Annotated in this window: 17 protein-coding genes; 10 read left to right on the top strand and 7 right to left on the bottom strand. The window is 70.7% G+C overall.

What is annotated here, in order from left to right:
* Nucleotides 1-253: 253 nt before the first annotated feature.
* Nucleotides 254-439, bottom strand: coding sequence for a DUF397 domain-containing protein (locus ABZ806_RS06195; RefSeq protein WP_500215760.1), 186 nt, complete (start codon nt 437-439; stop codon nt 254-256).
* Complete coding sequence (locus tag ABZ806_RS06200; protein WP_500215761.1) at nt 373-1,239, bottom strand: helix-turn-helix domain-containing protein; 867 nt, start codon at nt 1,237-1,239, stop codon at nt 373-375. The genes ABZ806_RS06195 and ABZ806_RS06200 overlap by 67 nt, the downstream gene beginning before the upstream one ends.
* A 161-nt stretch (nt 1,240-1,400) precedes the next feature.
* Here ABZ806_RS06200 and ABZ806_RS06205 point away from each other — a divergent pair, with 161 nt between their 5' ends.
* The 6 genes from ABZ806_RS06205 to ABZ806_RS06230 all read left to right on the top strand — a co-directional run bounded on the left by ABZ806_RS06205 (nt 1,401) and on the right by ABZ806_RS06230 (nt 7,383).
* On the top strand, nt 1,401-1,802 hold the full coding sequence (locus ABZ806_RS06205) for an ATP-binding protein (RefSeq protein WP_500215762.1): 402 nt from the start codon (nt 1,401-1,403) through the stop codon (nt 1,800-1,802).
* On the top strand, nt 1,781-2,161 hold the full coding sequence (locus ABZ806_RS06210; RefSeq protein ID WP_500215763.1) for a hypothetical protein: 381 nt from the start codon (nt 1,781-1,783) through the stop codon (nt 2,159-2,161). The genes ABZ806_RS06205 and ABZ806_RS06210 overlap by 22 nt, the downstream gene beginning before the upstream one ends.
* Before the next feature lie 104 nt (nt 2,162-2,265).
* The gene (locus ABZ806_RS06215; protein ID WP_500215764.1) at nt 2,266-3,216 is read left to right on the top strand and encodes an ABC transporter permease; all 951 of its coding nucleotides are present in this window, start codon (nt 2,266-2,268) and stop codon (nt 3,214-3,216) included.
* On the top strand, nt 3,213-4,007 hold the full coding sequence (locus tag ABZ806_RS06220) for an ABC transporter permease (protein ID WP_500215765.1): 795 nt from the start codon (nt 3,213-3,215) through the stop codon (nt 4,005-4,007). Before ABZ806_RS06215 ends, ABZ806_RS06220 begins: the two co-directional genes overlap by 4 nt.
* Nucleotides 4,007-5,722 carry a dipeptide ABC transporter ATP-binding protein gene (locus ABZ806_RS06225; protein ID WP_500215766.1) on the top strand — a complete coding sequence of 572 codons (1,716 nt, stop codon included), beginning with the start codon at nt 4,007-4,009 and terminating at the stop codon, nt 5,720-5,722. The genes ABZ806_RS06220 and ABZ806_RS06225 overlap by 1 nt, the downstream gene beginning before the upstream one ends.
* A gap of 5 nt (nt 5,723-5,727) precedes the next feature.
* Entirely contained in the window at nt 5,728-7,383 is a 1,656-nt protein-coding gene (locus ABZ806_RS06230) for an ABC transporter family substrate-binding protein (RefSeq protein ID WP_500215767.1), read from the top strand.
* Nucleotides 7,384-7,420: 37 nt separating this feature from the next.
* Here ABZ806_RS06230 and ABZ806_RS06235 read toward each other — a convergent pair whose 3' ends face one another.
* The 5 genes from ABZ806_RS06235 to aceB form a co-directional block, all read right to left on the bottom strand.
* Nucleotides 7,421-8,140 (bottom strand): hypothetical protein, encoded by a 720-nt coding sequence (locus ABZ806_RS06235; RefSeq protein WP_500215768.1) that lies wholly within the window; start codon nt 8,138-8,140, stop codon nt 7,421-7,423.
* A 139-nt stretch (nt 8,141-8,279) separates the two neighbouring features.
* The gene (locus ABZ806_RS06240; RefSeq protein ID WP_500215769.1) at nt 8,280-9,566 is read right to left on the bottom strand and encodes a (Fe-S)-binding protein; all 1,287 of its coding nucleotides are present in this window, start codon (nt 9,564-9,566) and stop codon (nt 8,280-8,282) included.
* Complete coding sequence (locus ABZ806_RS06245; protein ID WP_500215770.1) at nt 9,566-10,762, bottom strand: FAD-binding oxidoreductase; 1,197 nt, start codon at nt 10,760-10,762, stop codon at nt 9,566-9,568. Before ABZ806_RS06245 ends, ABZ806_RS06240 begins: the two co-directional genes overlap by 1 nt.
* Nucleotides 10,762-12,210 carry an FAD-linked oxidase C-terminal domain-containing protein gene (locus ABZ806_RS06250; RefSeq protein ID WP_500215771.1) on the bottom strand — a complete coding sequence of 483 codons (1,449 nt, stop codon included), beginning with the start codon at nt 12,208-12,210 and terminating at the stop codon, nt 10,762-10,764. The genes ABZ806_RS06245 and ABZ806_RS06250 overlap by 1 nt, the downstream gene beginning before the upstream one ends.
* 83 nt (nt 12,211-12,293) lie before the next feature.
* On the bottom strand, nt 12,294-13,901 hold the full coding sequence (gene aceB, locus ABZ806_RS06255; RefSeq protein WP_500215772.1) for a malate synthase A: 1,608 nt from the start codon (nt 13,899-13,901) through the stop codon (nt 12,294-12,296).
* A 224-nt stretch (nt 13,902-14,125) separates the two neighbouring features.
* Here aceB and hflX point away from each other — a divergent pair, with 224 nt between their 5' ends.
* The 4 genes from hflX (at nt 14,126) to ABZ806_RS06275 (ending at nt 19,018) form a co-directional block, all read left to right on the top strand.
* The gene (hflX, locus tag ABZ806_RS06260; protein WP_500215773.1) at nt 14,126-15,571 is read left to right on the top strand and encodes a GTPase HflX; all 1,446 of its coding nucleotides are present in this window, start codon (nt 14,126-14,128) and stop codon (nt 15,569-15,571) included.
* Between the two features lie 522 nt (nt 15,572-16,093).
* Nucleotides 16,094-17,308 (top strand): imidazolonepropionase, encoded by a 1,215-nt coding sequence (hutI, locus tag ABZ806_RS06265; protein ID WP_131939124.1) that lies wholly within the window; start codon nt 16,094-16,096, stop codon nt 17,306-17,308.
* Between the two features lie 33 nt (nt 17,309-17,341).
* Nucleotides 17,342-18,187, top strand: coding sequence for a DegV family protein (locus ABZ806_RS06270; RefSeq protein ID WP_500215774.1), 846 nt, complete (start codon nt 17,342-17,344; stop codon nt 18,185-18,187).
* 105 nt (nt 18,188-18,292) lie between these two features.
* The gene (locus tag ABZ806_RS06275) at nt 18,293-19,018 is read left to right on the top strand and encodes a ComEA family DNA-binding protein (RefSeq protein ID WP_500215775.1); all 726 of its coding nucleotides are present in this window, start codon (nt 18,293-18,295) and stop codon (nt 19,016-19,018) included.
* Nucleotides 19,019-19,086: the final 68 nt, after the last annotated feature.

Below are 19,086 nucleotides of genomic sequence, written 5' to 3' on the forward strand. Positions count from 1 at the left end.
CACGGCCCCTCCGCGGGCACCTGGTCCGGCCCCGCCGGGGGCGCGATGTCGGCGGCCAGTCCCGGCGAGCACCGTCTCCCAGATAGCCGAAGGCGACCCGCCGGCCGCCCACCGCCTACTCCACCTGGCCCTCAACGGCGTCTGGCCCTAACTCCACCCCCGCGCCCCAGACTCGGCGCCCCGCCCCGGCAAACACAAAAGCCCCCGGCGGCCCACGGCATCTTTGCCTCGGGTCCGGGGGCTTCTAGCGGAACTAGAGCTGCTTGAGGGTCTCGGTGAAGCGCCGGAAGTCCCCGCGACTCACGAGGATCTTGGGGCCGTGGGGGTCCTTGCTATCACGGACGCCCACTCCTTCCGGGATCGCGGCGAGTTCTACGCACTCGCCTCCGGTGGAAGTCGAGCGGGTGGCCTTTCGCCAGACGATCTTGTCTGCTTCCACGACCTTGCCTTCCTGTGGATCTCGTCCAACGACTGCGCCACGGGGAGCGCAAGTCCCTGAACCTGCCGTAGCGCCTTGCCGAAGGCTACAAGGTCACTTGGTTCGGCCATCGTGAACCCGCGCGCCAGGGTCTCGACGTAGGCAACCTGCTGCATGTCCTCCAGTGTCGCGATCGTGAAGGAGTGGGTGTTGCCCAGATGCGTTCCATCAGCGGAGACGATCTGAATCTGCATTCCTTCCTCGATCTTGGTGGCGAGGTGCTCCAGTTGCTCCACCATGACGTCCCGATTCCCCACCGGGCGGTCGAGTATCTGGGCGTCCAACAGAAATGAGACATCTGGTGGTGGTGGGTCAGAACGAGTGAAGATCGCCTGCCGAGACATTCGAGCCGTCACCGCGTCTTTGTCCCCATGCAGGATCGCCTCGGCGTAGGCGGGCACCTGGAGCAGGCCGTGGACGACCGACAGGCTGTAGGACACGAGCAGGATCGCGTCACCCTCGACGGCGACCCAGTCGAACCATGCGGGGAACGCCGAGTCCATTGCGAGGTCGTGCCAGAGGCCGATCAGTTCGCCGTGTGCTGCCAGCAACTCGTCCATCTCGGCGGCGAACTTCTCGGTGCACCTGGCCCGGCCGTTCTCGATTGCTCCGATGTACTGCGGCTTGACGCCCGCGCCACCGTGTGCGCGTGAGGCGAGGCTTTCCTGGGTCCAGTTCTTGGCGTCTCGAAAGCGTCGAAAGCGCCTTCCGAACGCGATGAGCGTTGGGCTCGTGGTGCTTCGCCTGCGGCGCGTGGCCATGGTCTCTCCTCGGGGGGTGTCCGCACAAGCGCGACTCAACCGAACACAACCGAGACGGGGCTTGACCGCACGGCTTGGGGCCAAGACTCCGCCGGTTTGTTACGCACCGTACATGCCCGGTGGCTGAATGTCTCCGTCAATCGGAACAGGAGGTCGTACCAATGTCAGCCACAACGCTTGCCCCAGGGGCCCGCCCCACACTCGTTCTCGACCCCGACAGGGAGGCTCCCGGCCTCGCGCGCAGATTCCTCGCGGACTGCTTTCGCGCTCTCGGAATCTCCGACGATTACACGGGGCGGGTCGTGGTCACTGAATTGGTGACCAATGCCTATAAGCACGTCGGAATCGGACAGATCGTCGTCCGGATCTTCGAGGACGAGCGCGACGGTCTGGTGGTCGTCGAGGTCTGGGACGAAGGCGAAGGAAAGCCACTCGTCAGAGACGAGAACTACGACGAGGTTGACGGGCGTGGCCTGTTGCTGATGGCTCGGCTCGTCCACGACTGGGGCACGCGCCCGACGAACGAGGGAGGAAAAATCGTATGGGCGACGTTCGCCCGCTGACCGTTCGCGCGGAGCGGCACCTGTTGCGAGTGCGCACGCACTTCGGTCGTTCCACGGCGGTGCGGTATCTCGATCTTCTCGCCGTCGCGCTGAAGCCGAAGGGGTATCGCTTCGTCCGGCTCTACCGGACGGATGAGTTCCCCATCCCGCTGCCACTGCTCTGGGTCTGCGCGGTCGGCCCTGACGGTCACGTAGGTCTCGTTGTGAGCGCCCGGGCCGTCGCCGGCGGCGCGTGGGCTTACCACGAGGCTCAGCGTGGACGGTACGGCTACCTCTTCCCCTGCGGTGACGTGAAGGCGGCGGCCGAGCAGGCCGACAAGCTCCTCAAGCACAAGATGTACCCGGGGAACGCCTGGTGACCGGAAGGGCCGTCGTTCTGCCGACTCCGGTGATTTTCCTACGCAGTGTGTGATCGATCGGTAGCATTCCGTGCTCTGTGCTGGGTGGTCCGGGAGGTAGGGCATTGGCGGGGTTTCTGCTGCGGCGGCTGGTGAGTCGTGGAGTGCTGGTCGTCCTCGCCGGAAGCCTCGCCTACCTGCTCGCCGCCGCCGCGCTCGATCCGCGGGCCCCGTTCGAGGGGCGCACGCCGCGTCCGCCGGAATCCGTGATCGACGCCCGGCTCAGTGCGCTCAACCTCAACGACCGGACGCCCCTGGCCGACCGTTACCGCGTGTGGGCCTGGAGCGTCCTGCACGGTGACTTCGGCCGGACGCAGGAAGGCGAGCCCGTCAACGCCGAGTTATGGCGTCGTCTTGGTGTGAGCCTGCGGTTGCTCGTTCCTGGAGGCATCCTCGGAGGCGTCCTGGGAGTTCTTCTCGGCACCTTTGCGGCGGCCAGGCGTGGACGGGGCGCCGACCGGCTCATCACGAGCGGGTCCTATCTTCTCTTGGCCGTCCCCGTGTTCGTCCTGGCGGTGCTCTTACAGACGATCGCCGTCATGGTCAACGATGCCCTGGGTGTGCGCATGCTCGTGTGGGTCGGAGACTCCACGCCTCGGCATCTGCTGCTTCCGGCGGTCGTCATCGCACTGGCCCAGGTCGCCCTCTACAGCCGCTACCAGCGCGCCCTGGTACTGGACGTCCTGCACGCCGACTTCGTCCGGACCGCGCGGGCCAAAGGGCTTCGGCGGCGGAGCGCGCTGCTACGACATGGGCTGCGGGCTGCGCTCGTCCCCATGACGACGTACTTCGCTTACGCCTCGGGGCTCCTCGTCCTCGGTGGGGTGTTCGTCGAAAAGGCTTTCGGGCGGCATGGCATGGGGGAGTGGCTGGTCGACTCGATCGCGCGCGGTGACGTCAACGCGGTCGCGGCGATCGACTGCGTCGCCGCCTGCGCGGTGGTGGCGGCCGGTTTGCTGTCCGACGTCCTGAACGGCCTGCTCGACCCGCGCGTCCGGCTCGGGGTCGCGTCGTGACTCGGCGAGGTGCCGTCGGCCTCGTGCTCCTGGTGTCGGTGTTCGCGCTGGCGTTCGCGGGGCCGCTCGTGTCGCCGTGGCGCTGGGACGAGATCGACTTCACGGCGTTCGGCCAGGGGCCGTCCGCGCGGCACTGGCTCGGGACGACGCAGAGCGGCCGTGACGTGTTCGCGCTCACGCTGCGCGGGGCGCAGAAGTCGCTGGTGATCGGCCTTCTCGCCGCCCTGCTCTCGACCGGGCTCGCCGCTGTCGTCGGCACCATCGCCGGGTTCGTCGGCGGGCTGCTCGATCAAGCGCTGATGTGGGGCGCCGATCTCCTGCTGGTGTTGCCGCCGCTGCTCGTCGTCGCCGTTCTGGCGCCGGGTGGGGGATGGCCGATGCTCGCACCGGTGCTCGCCGCGTTCATGTGGATGCTCACCGCCAGGGTGGTGCGGGCGATGACGCTGTCGGCGCGGGAGCGCGAGTACGTGCTCGCCGCGCGGTTCGCGGGGTTGGGCGCTCCCCGCGCGATCGTCCGGCACGTCCTGCCGCAGGTCGCGTCGCTGCTGATCGTGGATGCGAGCCTGACCGCCGGCGTCGCGATCACCGCCGAGGGCGGGCTGTCGTTCCTCGGCCTCGGCGTCCGGCCGCCGGACGTTTCGCTCGGCACGGTCATCGCGGACGGCCGGGGCGCGGTGGCCACATGGCCCTTCATGGCCGCGGCCGGACTGCTCGTCCTCATCGTCCTCGCCGTGAACCTGCTCGGCGACGGGCTGCGGGACGTCCTCGACCCCCTCCAGGACGGGCGTTGATGGTGCTGAAGGTCACCGACCTGACAGTCGGTTACACGGGTGGCGTGCGCGCCGTGCGAGGGGTGAGCTTCACGGTCGGCGTGGGCGAGGTCCTCGGGGTCGTCGGTGAATCCGGAGCGGGCAAGACGGCGCTCGCACTCGCCGTGATGGGGCTTCTCCCGGACGGCGCCGACGTCACGGGATCGGTGCGCTTGCGCGGCGACGAACTGATCGGGCGATCTGATGCCGAACTCTCCCGCGTGCGCGGCAAGGACCTGGCGATGGTGTTCCAGGAGTCGGCGCTCACGCCCGTTCGCACGGTGGGCGACCAGGTCGCCGAAGCCGTCCGTGCCCACGCCAAAGTCACGCGGGCGGCGGCGCGTGCGCGGGCTGTGGAACTGCTCGACCTGGTGGGGATCGCGGCAGGGCGGGCGCGCTCGTATCCGCACGAATTCTCCGGCGGGATGCGGCAGCGCGTGATGATCGCCATGGCCATCGCGAACAGCCCTGGAGTGATCCTGGCGGACGAGCCGACGGCCGGGCTGGACGCGACCGTCCAGGCGCAGGTCTTGGACGTCCTCCGAACCGCGAAGGACACCACCGGTGCCGCGATCGTGCTGATCACGCATGACCTGGGGCTGGTCGAGGGCTTCGCCGATCGTGTGATGGTGATGCGTGCGGGGCGAATAGCCGAGACCGGGCCGGTCGAGTTGCTGAGATCCATCCCTCGCATGGACGGCGAAAACGTGTCCCGGCCCCGACCTGAACGTCCTGCCGTGCTCCGGGTGGACGGCCTTGTCCGGCACTACCCCGTCTTCCAGGGGACGCTGCTGCGTCGCCGCGTCGGAAGCGTACGCGCCGTGGACGGCGTCGCCTTCGACGTCCGAGAGGGTGAGACTCTCGCGCTGGTCGGCGAATCGGGATGCGGTAAGACCACGACCCTGATGGAGATCCTGCGACTGTCGCAGCCGCAGAAGGGACGGGTGGTCGTCCTCGGCCAGGACACAGCGTCCCTGAGCGCGGCCCGGCGAAAGGCCCTGCGGCGCGACGTCCAGGTCGTGTTCCAGGACCCGGTCGCATCACTCAACCCTCGGATGCGCGTGGCCGACATCATCGCCGAGCCCCTGACCGCGCACGGATTCCCGTCCTCGCTGACCGGAAGCCGCGTAACAGGGCTGTTAGAGCTGGTGGGCTTGAAAGCCGACCACGCACGGCGTTACCCGCACGCGCTCTCCGGCGGACAAAAGCAGCGTGTGGCCATTGCCAGAGCACTCGCCCTGGAACCACGTCTGCTCCTCTTGGACGAACCCGTGTCGGCCCTGGACGCGTCCATGCAGGCAGGCATCCTGACCCTGCTGGAAAGCCTCCGTGACCGTCTCGGCCTGGCATATCTGCTCGTCGCCCACGATCTGGCCGTTGTCCGACGCATCGCCGACCGGATCGCCGTCATGCACATGGGCCGCATCGTCGAAGTGGGGCCGACCCACGACGTGTATGACACACCCGCTCACCCTTACACGCGCGCACTGCTACAACGCGTTCCGTTGCGAGGAGACCCACCAGACCCGATGTCACCGCCCGCTGGATGCCGTTTCCGTACCCGGTGCCCCCGCTACGTCACGCTCGCCGGACAGGACGCCCGCCTGTGCGATGAACAGGATCCGGAGCCCTCGAAAGACCCAGATCGGTCGGTCGCCTGCCATCATCCCCTCGTCGGAGCCGAGGCCAACCAGTGAAACGGATGCTCGCCGCAGCTCTCTTGGGCGTCGTCCTGATGACCGGATGCGGCGACCTCGACGAGCAGAACGATGCACCCACGCAGTTGCCCGCCTCCGACGTCAACCCCACTCCGCGCGACCGGATCGTGAACGGCGGGACGCTCCGCTGGCCGCTGCCGGAATTTCCGTCCCAGTGGAACTTCAACCACGTGAACGGCACCAAGGGCGCCGTGGAGCATGTCATCCAAGGCGTCCTGCCGTATCTGATGCGCGCGGACGAGAAATCCGTCCCGCACCCCGTCGCCGAATACCTGCAATCGGCCACGCTGAAGCGCGCCAAGCACGGCCAGACCGTCACCTACAAGCTCAACCCGCGGGCCAGATGGTCCAACGGCCGTCCCCTCGCATACGCCGATTTCGCAGCCCAGGCCCGCGCGCTCTCCGGACGAGATCCGCACTACGAGGTGTCCACCGTCTCCGGATACCGCCTGATCAAGCACATCGAGCAGGGCGCCCGCCCGAACGAGGTGAAGGTGACGTTCGCCCAGACGTACGCCGACTGGCGGAGCCTGTTCAGCCCGCTCTACCCGGCCGCCGCCTACTCCACCCCACGCGCGTTCAACACCGCCTGGACGAACCGGCTGCCCGTCACCGCAGGCCCGTTCAAAGTCGAGCGGATCGACCGCACAGAGAAGACCGTCACGTTGGTTCGCGACCCATCCTGGTGGGGCCCGCCCGCCAAACTCGACCGCATCGTCTACCGCACCATGGACACCACCGCGATGCCCGGCGCGTTCGCCAACCACGAGATCGACCTCATGGACATCGGCCTCGACGCAGGCGCGATGCAACGCGTTCAGAATGTCCCCAACACCGATGTCCGCCGCGCAGGCGGCCCCGACTGGCGGCACTTCACGTTCAACGCCGCCGCCCCCGCCCTGACGGACGTCCGTGTACGGCGTGCGGTCATGCTCGGCATCGACCGGCGAGTCATCGCACGGTCCGACCTGGCCGGACTCGGCGTCCCCGTCCAGACCCTCGGGAACCACTTCTACGTCAACACGCAGGACGGCTACCAGGACAACTCGTCCATGCTCGGCGGCTACGACCCCGCACGCGCCAAGCGACTACTGGACGAAGCAGGCTGGCGACCCCACGGCAAGTACCGCGCCAAGGCCGGACGCACACTGACGCTCCGATTCGTGATTCCGTCCGGGGTCCCGGTGAGCAAGCGCGAAGGGGAACTGACGGGCGCGCTGCTCGAACGGATCGGCGTCCGCCTCGAAATACGGCCGATCCCCGCCGACGAAGCCTTGGACACCTACGTCACCCAGGGGAACTTCGACATCGTCCCGTTCTCGTGGCTGGGCACGTCGTTCCCCGTCTCGCCCATGCGAGCCGTGTTCGCACGCCCGCGCAGCGGCCGCGTCCAGCAGAACTACTCCCGCACAGGAACAGTCGCCATAGACACGACCATGGACCGGGCCATAGCCGAAACCGACCCGGTGAGAATTCACGCCCTTGTGAACAGAGCCGACCGGCTCATCTGGCGCCAGGCGTCGGTGTTGCCGCTGTACCAGCGTCCGCAACTGGTTGCCGCGCGCTCAAACCTGGCGAACCTGGGCGCCTGCGGCTTCCTGGAGCCCGCCTACCAGGACATCGGATTCACGAGCCGCTGAGCTCCGGGCTCCGAACCCCGAGCCCCCGGAAAGCGGGTCAGGGGAAGGTGAGCCGGATGCCCTTGCGGTCGCTCGTGTACCGCGCGTTCCACACGTACAACCGCAGGTCGTCGGCGGAGAGGTCGTCGTTGACCGGGAGGTCGGAGGCGATCCGGACCACGTAGGACGCGCCCGCCGGCATCATCGTGCTGCCGCTGTCCTCGACCGGCGCCTTCGCCCCGTCGATCCGGGCGGTGACCTTGCTGTGATTGGGCAGCGTGCACATGTCGTCGGGGATGCCCGCCTGCGGCATGCACCGCTCCTGCGCCGCCTTCGGCATCTGCGCCTTCGGCATGAACAGGTCGGCGGGGTAGTCCAGCAGGACGGCCCGGCGCTGGGTGTTCGTCAGGACGTAGTCGGCGTAGGCGTACGTCGTCCCGGACGGCGGCGCCTCCGTGGCGCCGAGCGGCTGCCGGTCGGTCCCGGCGCGGACGGCGGCCAGGCTGTAGCCGTAGCCCTCCGGCGTCGTGAAGTTCACCGGCGGGCCGGCCTTCGGCGCGGGGACGGCGGAGCCCGGCTGGGCGCTGTCGCCCTGGCTGGCGAGGGACGGCTGGGCGGACTCCTCGGCGCCGCCCCCGCCGGGGCGCAGGACGACGATCCCGGCGGCGATCGCGGCGATCCCGACGGCCCCGGTGACGGCCCCGGCGAGGCCGAGCCTGCCCGCGCTGGTCTTCCTTCTCCGGCGGTGCGATCGGTACGGCTGATAGCTGTTGGACATGATGGTGCGTGCTCCCTCGGGCCCTCTCCAGGCTCAGTAAGCGCGTCCTGTCGTGCTGTGGTCGGCGACGGCGGGCACACGATACAGGACGCCCGGATCGGCGTGGCCCCCCGGATCGGCGGTGGTCGGGGCCTGCGGGTTACGAAGGGCGCGCGACGAGGGCGTCGCGGCCGAGCCCCCGCAGGGAGGCGTCCAGCACCTGCGCGGTGTGCGCGACCGCGATGCCGGCGCCGCGCCGGCGCAGCGCGGTGGCGATCTGCATCGAGCAGCCGGGGTTGGCGGCGACCAGTAGTTCGGCTCCGGTGGCGTCCACGTTCACCGCCTTGCGGTCGCCGAGTTCACCGGCGGCCTCCGGCTGGAACAGGTTATAGGTTCCCGCGGAGCCGCAGCAGATGTCCGGTTCGGCGATCTCCCGGACGGTGAGCTCGGGAATCGCGGCCAGCAGCGCGCGGGGCTGGCTGCGCACGCCCTGGGCGTGGGCGAGGTGGCAGGCGTCGTGGTAGGCGACGGTGACCGGAAGTGGCCGCCGTTCCGCGCGGGGCCCGAGTTCCACGAGGTACTCGGCGAGGTCCCGGGTCTTCGCCGAGAGCGCCTTCGCGCGCTCCGCCCACGCGGGGTCGTCCGTGAGCAGCGTCTCGTACTCCTTCATCGCCGAGCCGCAGCCCGCCGAGTTCACCACGATCACGTCGACGGCCTCGAACGTCTCGACCGTCCGGCGGGCGAAGGCGCGGGCCTCGCCGGCGCGCCCGGAGTGCATGGACAGCGCCCCGCAGCACCCCTGGTCCCGCGGGATGACGACGTCGCAGCCCTCCAGGGCCAGGACGCGGGCCGTGGCGGCGTTGACGCCGGGGAAGAACTCGCTCTGCACGCAGCCGGTCAGCATCCCGACCGTGGCACGGCGCCCGCCGCGGGCGGCGACCCGCTCGGGCAGCCGCGGGGCCCTGCCAAGCGGCGGCGCGAGCCGCTCCATCGCCGCGATCGACGGCGACAGGCGCTCCAGGATCCCGCTGCGCCGGACGAGACGCTCCAGACCCGACTTCTGGTACGCGCGCAGGGGTCCGCGCAGAGCGCGCAGCCTCCGCTTGTACGGGAACAGATGGAAGACCATCTCCCTGATGGCCCGCTCCTTCAGCGAGCGCGGATGCTCGCTCTCGACGTTGGCGCGGGTGATCTCGATGAGACGGTCGTACTGGACGCCGGACGGGCAGGACGTCACGCATGCCATGCAGCCGAGGCAGGCGTCGAAATGCTCGACCATCGGCCCGCTGAGCGGTTCGCCCTCCACGTGCTGCTGCATCAGGTGGATGCGGCCCCTGGGGGAGTCCATCTCCTCGCCCCACAGCACGTACGTCGGGCATGTGGGCAGGCAGAAACCGCAGTGGACGCAGTCGTTGAGGAGATTCGGGAGGTCGTCCTGGGTGCCCATCAAATACCTCCCACGAAGCGGCCGGGGGACAGCCTGTGATCCGGGTCGAACTGGTCTTTCACACGCCGCATGAGCGTGAGCGCCGGAACCGGCCCCCACAGGTCGATCTCGCCGCGCACCTCTTCGGGGGCGTAGCGGACGACGGCGTGGCCGCGATGCCGGCCCAGTACGTCACGTAGTCGCCCTAGGACGTCCGCCACTTCGTCCGGCGTCATCTCAGGGGCGAGACCCACATGACCGTGCCCGCTTCCACTCCAGGTGATGGCGGCGTCCGGTCCCAGCAGGGTGAGCAACTCGCGGAGGGACGGCGGCGGGGCGCCGATGTCGATAAGCGTGGTGCCCTCGGGGTAGCGTCCCCACCCGTCTGGTGCGGATTCGGCGATTTCGGTGTTCTCGCCGAGCAGCTCTGCCGTTTGCCGAGCGCGCGCGGCGACACCCTCCGGTACGCCCTCCAGAAGCACCGAGACCGTTCCCGGTCCGATGTATTCGACCGCGCTGGGCGCGACAGGGGAGTGCAGGACGCTCTGGACGGCGTCGTGCGCATCCTCCGGGCCGCTCACGGCACACGTCACGTGCGTGGACGCGGCGGGCACGGGATGCAGGCGGAACGTCGCCTCCACGATCAGGCCCAGGGTGCCGAACGAGCCGGAGAAGAGCCGGCCGAGGTCGTACCCGGCGACGTTCTTGACGACCTTGCCGCCCGACCGCGCGACCTGGCCGTCCGCCCGGACGACCGTGAGGCCGATGACCAGGCTCCGGGGCGTCCCGTACAGCGTGCGGAGCGGGCCGGCTGCGCCGCTCGCGATCGTCCCGCCGACCGTCGAGCCGGGCAGCGGGACGTCCAGTGCGAGCCGCTGGCCGTGCTCGGCGAGCCGTTCGGCGAGCACGTCCATCGGCAGCCCCGCCTCCGCCTTGGCGACGAGGTCGCCGGCGGTGTGCTCGACGAGCCCGTCCAGCCGGTGGGTGTCGACGAGCAGATCGCAGCGCTCGGGGGGCGTCCCCCAGTCCAGGCGGGTCTCGGCCCCGCGCGGGACGACGGCGAGGCCCTTCTCGGCGGCGACGCGCATGACGTCGGCGGCCTCGGCGAGGTCCTTCGGGGCGGCGACCAGCGCGGGCTCGACACCGAGCACGCCTTCCGCGGGCTCGCCGGGGCGTACGTCGGCGCAGAGCTTCGCGAGGGCGTCCAGGGGGCGCATCAGAAGATGTCCGCCTTTCCTTCGTACGGGTGGGGGCCCTTGCGCTTGCCGGGAACCTCGCCGCACAGTCGCGGCGTGGGGAAGACCTTCCCCGGGTTGCACAGCCCCGCCGGGTCGAACCCGCAGCGGACCATCTGCATCGTGTCCAGGTCGGTGTCGGTGAACATGCGCGGCATGTACCGGGCCTTGTCGACGCCCACGCCGTGCTCACCGGTGATCGAGCCGCCGTGCTCGATGCACAGGTCGAGGATCGCGCCCGACACCGTCTCGGCGCGCTCCTCGGCGCCCTCCTCCGCGTCGTCGAACAGCACCAGCGGATGCAGGTTCCCGTCGCCCGCGTGGAACACGTTCGCGACCCGGACGCCGGACTCGGCCGACAGCGCGTCGATGCTCGCCAGGACCTGCGGCAGCACCGTCCTCGGGATGACGCCGTCCTGGACGAGGTAGGCGGGGCTGATCCGCCCGACCGCCGCGAACGCCGACTTGCGGCCCTTCCAGATCAGCGCCCGCTCCTCGTCGCCGGCGGCGATCCGGATCTCGAACGCGCCCGCGTCCCGGCACAGCCGCTCCACGTCGGCGAACTGGGCGGCGACCTCGGCGTCCGGGCCGTCCAGCTCCACGATCAGCACCGCCGCGGCGCCCGCCGGGTACTCGCAGCGCACCGCCGCCTCGGCCGCCTCGATGGCGAGGGCGTCCATCATCTCGATCGCGGCCGGGACGACGCCCGCCCCGATGATCGCCGACACCGCCGTGCCGCCCGCCTCGACCGAGTCGAACGCCGCCAGCAGCGTCTGCACGGTCTCCGGGACGCGCGTCAGCCGCACCGTGATCTTGGTGGTGATGCCGAGCGTGCCCTCGGCCCCCACGAACACGCCGAGCAGGTCGTAGCCGGGCGCGTCCGCCGCAAGCTCGACCAACTCGCCGTCGGGGGTGACGACCTCGCAGGCCAGGACGTGGTGCGCGGTGAACCCGTACTTCAGGCAGTGCGCCCCGCCGGAGTTCTCCGCCACGTTCCCGCCGACCGAGCAGATCTGCTGGCTGGACGGGTCCGGCGCGAAGTAGTACCCGTACGGCCGGACGGCCCGCGTCACGTCCAGGTTGATCACGCCGGGCTCCACCACCGCCCGCTGACCGGGGATGTCGATCTCCAGGATGCGGCGCATCCGGGACGTGACGATCAGCACGCCGTCCGTGCGGGGGAGCGCCCCGCCGGACAGGCCCGTCCCCGACCCGCGCGCCACATACGGCACGCCCGCCGCCGCGCACTCGCGCACGATCGCCGCGACCTGCCCGGCGGTCTCGGGCAGCACGACGATCCCGGGTGTCGACCGGTGGTTGGTGAGGCCGTCGCACTCGTAGGTGCGCAGCCGCACCGGGTCGGTGATCACCCGTTCCGCACCGAGCACCGCCGCGAGCCGGGCCTGCAGCGCCGTGAGCATCGTCTCCATCCTCTCCACGATCCCCCGCACGCGGATCCGCCGCAAGATCCCGCCTGGAAGCCCCCGCCGGAAGCCCCGCCCCGCTCCGGGTCCTACGGGAACTGCTGGTAGGCCGGGGTGGTGAGGAACTCGGAGTACTCGTCGGCCAGGGTGACCTCCTTGAAGAGGGTCACGGCCTGGTCGTAGCGGGGCTCGTTGTACGCCGCGCCCAGCTCGGCGCGGATCTTGCCGAGCTCCTCGTCCAGGAGCTGCTCGACCCACTCCTTGGTGATCTTCCTGCCCTCGGCGGTGGAGACGCCGTTGTAGATCCACTGCCACACCTGGGAGCGGGAGATCTCGGCGGTGGCCGCGTCCTCCATCAGGTTGTGGATGGCGACGGCGCCGGCGCCGTCCAGCCAGGTCGCCAGGTAGCGCAGCGCCACGTCGATGTTGTTGCGGACGCCGGCCTCGGTGATGTCGCCGGGCGTGGCCTTGATGTTCAGCAGGTCCGCGGCGGAGACGGACACGTCCTCGCGGAGCCGGCCGCGCTGGTTCGGCTCGTCGCCGAGGACGCCGTCGAACACCTCGCGGCAGACGGGGACGAGGTCGGGGTGCGCGACCCAGGAGCCGTCGAAGCCGTCGCCCGACTCGCGGGTCTTGTCGGCGCGGACCTTCTCCAGCGCGACCTTGTTGACCTCCTCGTCCCGGCGGGACGGGATGAACGCCGCCATGCCGCCGATCGCGTGCGCGCCGCGCTTGTGGCAGGTCCGGACGAGCAGCTCGGTGTAGGCGCGCATGAACGGCGCGGTCATCGTGATGGCGTTGCGCTCGGGGAGGACGAACTCGGCGCCCCGGTCGCGGAACTTCTTGATGACCGAGAAGAGGTAGTCCCAGCGGCCGGCGTTCAGGCCCGCCGAGTGGTCGCGCAGCTCGTAGAGGATCTCCTCCATCTCGAACGCGGCCGGGATCGTCTCGATCAGCACGGTCGCGCGGATCGTGCCGCGCGGGATCTCCAGGTGGTCCTGGGCGAGGTTGAACGCGTCGTTCCAGAGCCGCGCCTCGAGGTGGCTCTCCATCTTCGGCAGGTAGTAGTAGGGACCCTTGCCCTTGGCCAGCTGCCGGCGCGCCGAGTGGAAGAAGTACAGGCCGAAGTCGAACAGCGACCCCGACATGGGCTCGCCGTCGACGAGGAGGTGCTTCTCGTCCATGTGCCAGCCGCGCGGCCGGACGACGACGGTCGCGAGCTCCTCGTCGGCCTTGAGCGCGTAGGTCTTGCCGCTCTTGTCGTCGGTGAAGTCGATGGTGCGGTCGAGGGCGTCCCGCAGGTTGAGCTGCCCTTCGATCATGTTGTTCCACAACGGGGTGTTGGCGTCCTCGAAGTCGGCCAGCCACACCTTCGCGCCCGAGTTCAGCGCGTTGATCGTCATCTTCCGGTCGGTGGGGCCGGTGATCTCGACACGGCGGTCCACCAGGCCGGGCGCGGGGTCGGCGACACGCCACGAGTCGTCGCCGCGGACGCTCGCGGTCTCCGGCAGGAAGTCCAGCGTCCCGCCCGCCGAGAGCCTGCGCTGGCGCTCGGCGCGGGCCTCCAGCAGCTCCTTGCGGCGGGCGCCCAGCTCGCGCTGGAGGGCGGCGAGCAGGCCGAGCGCCTCGGGGGTCAGGATCTCCGCGTACCGATCGCCGAGGGGTCCGGTGACCTCGATGCCTTCCAGTCCAGCCATCGTCCCTGACCTTTCGTCTGGTGAAATTCGACTTCTGTTATGTGGAGAACGGTACTCGGCGGTGCGCGGCCCGGTCAAAGCGGGTGCCACCGGAGGACCTCCCCGCGCGCGCATGGGTCAACCCAGGGCGGAAACCATGGTGATAACCGGGTGACCAGTGGGGACGGTGCGTGAGACGATCGCCGGGAAGATACGGCCGCGAGGCGGCGTTCTACCGAGGACATATGACTCAACCTTTCTCTTCAGACCAGACCGAGTTCCAGACCACCCAGGACGAGTTCGAGCACGAGCCCCTGACGGGCGAGCTCGACCTGGAGGACCGCCGGGCGCTCCGCCGCGTCGCCGGGCTGTCCACCGAGCTGACCGACGTCACCGAGGTCGAGTACCGCGCCCTGCGGTTGGAGCGGGTCGTCCTCGTGGGCGTCTGGACGGAGGGCACGGCCGAGGCGGCCGACAACTCACTGCGCGAGCTGGCGCTGCTCGCCGAGACCGCGGGCTCCGAGGTGCTCGAAGGGCTCGTCCAGCGCCGGTCCCGGCCCGACCCCGCCACCTACATCGGCTCCGGCAAGGCCGCGGAGCTGCGCGACGTCGTGATCTCCACCGGCGCCGACACCGTCATCTGCGACGGCGAGCTGGCCCCGAGCCAGCTGCGGCACCTGGAGGAGACCGTCCAGGTCAAGGTCATCGACCGGACCGCGCTGATCCTCGACATCTTCGCCCAGCACGCCAAGAGCCGCGAGGGCAAGGCGCAGGTCGAGCTGGCGCAGCTCAACTACCTGCTGCCGCGGCTGCGCGGCTGGGGCGGCAACCTGTCCCGGCAGGTCGGCGGGCGCGCCGCCGGCGGCATCGGCATCGGCGGCCGCGGCCCCGGCGAGACCAAGATCGAGCTGGACCGGCGGCGGATCCGCACCCGGATGGCCAAGCTGCGCCGGCAGATCGCCGGGATGTCCAAGGCCCGCGACACCAAGCGCGGCGAGCGCCGCCGCAACGCCGTGCCCGCCGTCGCCATCGCCGGCTACACCAACGCGGGCAAGTCGTCCCTGCTCAACCGGCTGACCGGCGCCGGGGTGCTGGTGGAGGACGCGCTGTTCGCCACCCTCGACCCGACCGTCCGGCGCGCCGAGACGCCCGGCGGCCGCGTCTACACGCTGGCCGACACGGTCGGGTTCGTCCGGCACCTGCCGCACCAGCTCGTCGAGGCGTTCCGGTCGACGCTGGAGGAGGTCACGGACGCGGGGCTGATCCTGCACGTCGTGGACGGCTCCGACCCCGACCCCGAGGCGCAGATCGACGCCGTCCGCGAGGTGCTGCGCGAGATCGACGCGGACCAGATCCCCGAGCTGATCGTCATCAACAAGGCCGACGCGGCCGACGACCTGACGATCGCGCGGCTGCAGCGGCGCGAGCCGCACAGCGTCGTCGTGTCCGCCCGCACCGGGCTCGGCATCGAGGAGCTGCGCGCGGCCGTCGAGGCCGACCTGCCGGGGCTGGAGAGCGAACTCCACGTCCTGGTGCCCTACGAGCGCGGCGACCTCGTCGCGCAGATGCACGAGCGCGGCGAGGTGCTCAAGCAGGAGCACATCGCCGAGGGCACCGTCCTGCACGCGCGCGTGCCGGCCGGGCTCGCGGGGGAACTCGCGCAGTACGAGACGGTCTCGCCCACGGCCTGAACCGTCTCGCCGGCGGCCTGAAGCGGCTCGCCGGCGGCCTGAAGCGGCTCGCCAGTGAGCCGGAAGCGGCTCGAAATCGTCCGGCCTCCGGGGAAACCCGGAGGCCAGACGTTTCGTCGTGGCCTAAATTGCGTCTGTGGGACGCCCTGAAAGCGGCCGGAGGGCCATCCGGGTCGCCGAACGGTGACAGCTTGTCCAATCCGCTTGACGGACCGGTTGAAACCCGTACGGTCTAAGGGCTAGGGGCGGGGTGATGGTCGGCGATGCGGTACGACGAGAGGTTGTCGGACGGGCGTCCGGTGCACTACCGTGACGAAACCGATATCTCCGGTCTCGTCGCCAGCGGTGGCCGCCCGGCCACGCGACCCTCCCACGGTGAGCATGACCGCCGGCACCCAGTCGGTGTTTCGGATCGAGAGCAGGTGGCCATGGCAGGTCCGAACACTGGAACGAGGGCGGTCGGCCCGCTCCAGCGCCATTCCGCGCGGCAGCGCGCACGCCTCCACGCAGGTCGGTGACCCTATGACGGTACGGCTGTTGACGAACATCGGCAGGCTCTGGACGGGCACCGACGTCTGCAGCAACGCCGCGGTGCTCATCCACGACGACCGGATCGTCTGGGCCGGGCCCGCGTCCGACCTCCCGCAGAGCGTCCCCGGCATCATCGACGACATCGTGGACGTCGACCACGTCGAGAACCTCGGCGGCGGCCTCGTCACGCCCGGTCTCATCGACGCGCACTCCCACCCCGTCTACGCGGGCAACCGGTGGGCCGAGCTCGCCATGCGCACCAGCGGGTCGTCCCACTCCGCCATCGCCGCGGCGGGCGGCGGCGTCAACTCCACCGTGACCGTCACCCGGGGAACCGACCCCTGGACGCTGTGCAACGGCGTCCGCGAGCGCCTCCGCCAGTGGATCCTCGCCGGCACCACCACCGTCGAGGCCAAGACCGGCTACCACCTCACCCGCGACGGCGAGCTCGCCGACATCCGGATGCTGCGGTCGCTGGAGGGCGAGCCGTCCATGCCGCGCATCCACGCGACGTTCCTCGCCGCGCACATCCTGCCGCCCGAGTTCTTCGGCCGCCGCCGCGACTACATCGAGGCCGTCCGGCTGTGGGCCGGCGACGCCGCCGTGGCCGGCGCCGACTCCATCGACGTCTACTGCGACGAGGGCCACTTCACCGCCGAGGAGGCCCGCGCCCTGCTGCTCACCGGCAAGCGCGCCGGGCTGAAGGCCCGCATGCACGCCTGCGCCAACGAGCGCGTCGGCGCCGCGCAGGTCGCCGCCGAGGTCGGCTGCGCCTCCGCCGACCTGCTCACCCAGGCCAACGACGACGACATCAAGGCCCTCGCGCACGCCGGCGTCACCGCCACCGTCTGCCCCGGCAGCTCGCTCAACAGCAGCCGCGCGCCGGCGCCCGTCCGGCAGATGCTCGACCGCGGCGTCACCGTCGCCCTCGGCACCGACCACAACCCCGGGCAGTGCGGCATCACCTCGATGCCGCTCGTCATCGGGCTGTCGGTCGCCATGTTCGGGCTCAGCGTGACCGAGGCCCTGCGCGCCGCCACGCTCGGCGGCGCCGCCGCGCTGCGCGTCGGCGACCGCGGCTCGCTCGCGCCCGGGATGCTCGCCGACATCGTCCTGTGGGACGCCGACCACGAGGGCGCGTTCGCATGGGCGTTCGGCCTGCGGGCGCTGCGCATCTGGCGCGGCGGCGTGCCCGTCCAGCCCTGACCTCCCGCCACGGCGGCGGGTAGGGTCGCCACCATGGGCAGTGCGGTCGCGGTGGTCACGGATTCCACCGCCTACCTCCCGGCCGGGCTCGCCGAACGGCACGGGCTGACCGTCGTCCCGCTGCAGATCGCCGTGGGCGGCGCCACCCGCGACGAAGGGGACATCAGCGCCGCCGAAGCCGCGCAGGCGCTGAAGGAATGGCGGCCCATCACGACCTCGCGTCCAGCGCCGGAACGCTTCGCCCAGGTCTACAAGGCCGCCGCCTCGTCGGGCGCCGGCCACATCGTCTCCGTGCATCTTTCGTCAGCCCTGTCCGGGACGGTCGAGGCCGCACGTCTCGCGGCCCGCGACGCACCCGTGCCCGTGACGGTCATCGACAGCGGCACCATCGGCATGGGGCTCGGCTTCGCCGCCCTCTCCGCCGCCGCCACCGCCCTGTCGGGAGGCACCGCCGAGTCGGCCGCGTCCGCCGCGGTCCGCCGGGCCGAACTGACCCGCTCCCTCATCTACGTCGACACCCTTGAGCATTTGCGGCGCGGTGGCCGGATCGGCGCCGCCGCCACGCTCCTGGGCTCGGCGCTCATGGTGAAGCCCCTCCTGGACATCGCCGGTGGACGGATAGCGCCGCTGGAGAAAGTGCGCACGTCCTCCCGCGCGCTCGCCCGCCTCGAAGAACTCGCCGTCGCCGAGGCAGGGGACCGCCCGGTCGACCTGGGCGTCCAGCACCTCTTCGCCGCGGCCCGCGCCGAAACCCTCGCCGCCCGCCTCCGCGAACGCATCCCCCACGTGGAGGACGTCTACGTAGGCGAGGTGGGCCCGGTCATCGGCGCCCACGTGGGCCCAGGCATGCTCGGCGTAGTGGTGGCCCCGCACCTCTGACGACGCATCCGTCCCGTACACGGCGGGCTTCGCCGCAGCGCCGAGTTATCCACAATTCCCGCAGGTGCGGCGAACGCCCTTCCCGCCTCCCTAGCGTCGGACGGCATGAGACCCGACACGCAGGACCGCCTGCACACCCTCATGGGGAGGCTGAAACCACCCGACGCACCACCCGACGCACCACCCGACGCACCGCCCGACGCGCCGCCGGCGGCCCGCTTGCGCGCCACGCCCGAACGGTCCCACGTCCGGACGCTCGTCCTCATCGGCGTGGTCGCGGCCCTGGTCGCGGCCGGCTATCTCTGGCTCGCACGCCCGCGCCCGCAGGCGTCCGCGGCCCCGGTGGCGAGCGCCACGCTCACCGACCCCCGCCCCGCCGTCTCCGCGACTCCGGCGGCGGCCTCCTCCTCGGTGGTCGTCCACGTCCTCGGCAAGGTGAAGCACCCGGGCGTGGTCACCCTCCCGTCCGGCTCCCGGGTCGCCGAAGCGATCAAGGCCGCAGGCGGCGTCCGCCGGGGCGCCAAGACCGGCGCGCTCAACCTGGCCCGCAAACTCGTCGACGGCGAACAGATCCCGGTGGGCATCCCGCGCCCGACCTCGGCACCGGCACCGGCCGCGTCCGCCTCCGGAGCGCCCGGCACACCGCTCGACCTCAACACTGCCACCCCCGACCAGCTCGACGACCTCCCCGGCGTGGGCCCCGTCCTCGCCCAGCGCATCGTCGCCTACCGCACCCAGCACGGCGGCTTCCGCTCGGTCGGGCAACTCCAGGAGGTCAGCGGCATAGGCGCCCACCGCTTCGCCGACCTGAAACCCCTGGTCCGCGTATGACCCACGACATCCGCCTACTCCTCCCCGCGCTAGCAACTTGGCTGACGGCCGCGACAACCCTGGCCCTC

It is taken from the genome of Spirillospora sp. NPDC047418 (assembly GCF_040643275.1).
Taxonomy (GTDB): Bacteria; Actinomycetota; Actinomycetes; order Streptosporangiales; family Streptosporangiaceae; genus Spirillospora.

Bases quoted from the DNA above. Each gene is read 5' to 3' on its own strand.
- ABZ806_RS06200 (WP_500215761.1), bottom strand. From the start codon at position 1,239: ATGGCCACGCGCCGCAGGCGAAGCACCACGAGCCCAACGCTCATCGCG.
- ABZ806_RS06235 (WP_500215768.1), bottom strand. From the start codon at position 8,140: ATGTCCAACAGCTATCAGCCGTACCGATCGCACCGCCGGAGAAGGAAG.
- ABZ806_RS06230 (WP_500215767.1), top strand. From the start codon at position 5,728: ATGCTCGCCGCAGCTCTCTTGGGCGTCGTCCTGATGACCGGATGCGGC.
- ABZ806_RS06245 (WP_500215770.1), bottom strand. From the start codon at position 10,762: ATGCGCCCCCTGGACGCCCTCGCGAAGCTCTGCGCCGACGTACGCCCC.
- ABZ806_RS06275 (WP_500215775.1), top strand. From the start codon at position 18,293: ATGAGACCCGACACGCAGGACCGCCTGCACACCCTCATGGGGAGGCTG.
- ABZ806_RS06225 (WP_500215766.1), top strand. From the start codon at position 4,007: ATGGTGCTGAAGGTCACCGACCTGACAGTCGGTTACACGGGTGGCGTG.
- ABZ806_RS06205 (WP_500215762.1), top strand. From the start codon at position 1,401: ATGTCAGCCACAACGCTTGCCCCAGGGGCCCGCCCCACACTCGTTCTC.
- aceB (WP_500215772.1), bottom strand. From the start codon at position 13,901: ATGGCTGGACTGGAAGGCATCGAGGTCACCGGACCCCTCGGCGATCGG.
- ABZ806_RS06240 (WP_500215769.1), bottom strand. From the start codon at position 9,566: ATGGGCACCCAGGACGACCTCCCGAATCTCCTCAACGACTGCGTCCAC.
- ABZ806_RS06250 (WP_500215771.1), bottom strand. From the start codon at position 12,210: ATGGAGACGATGCTCACGGCGCTGCAGGCCCGGCTCGCGGCGGTGCTC.
- hutI (WP_131939124.1), top strand. From the start codon at position 16,094: ATGACGGTACGGCTGTTGACGAACATCGGCAGGCTCTGGACGGGCACC.
- hflX (WP_500215773.1), top strand. From the start codon at position 14,126: ATGACTCAACCTTTCTCTTCAGACCAGACCGAGTTCCAGACCACCCAG.
- ABZ806_RS06270 (WP_500215774.1), top strand. From the start codon at position 17,342: ATGGGCAGTGCGGTCGCGGTGGTCACGGATTCCACCGCCTACCTCCCG.
- ABZ806_RS06210 (WP_500215763.1), top strand. From the start codon at position 1,781: ATGGGCGACGTTCGCCCGCTGACCGTTCGCGCGGAGCGGCACCTGTTG.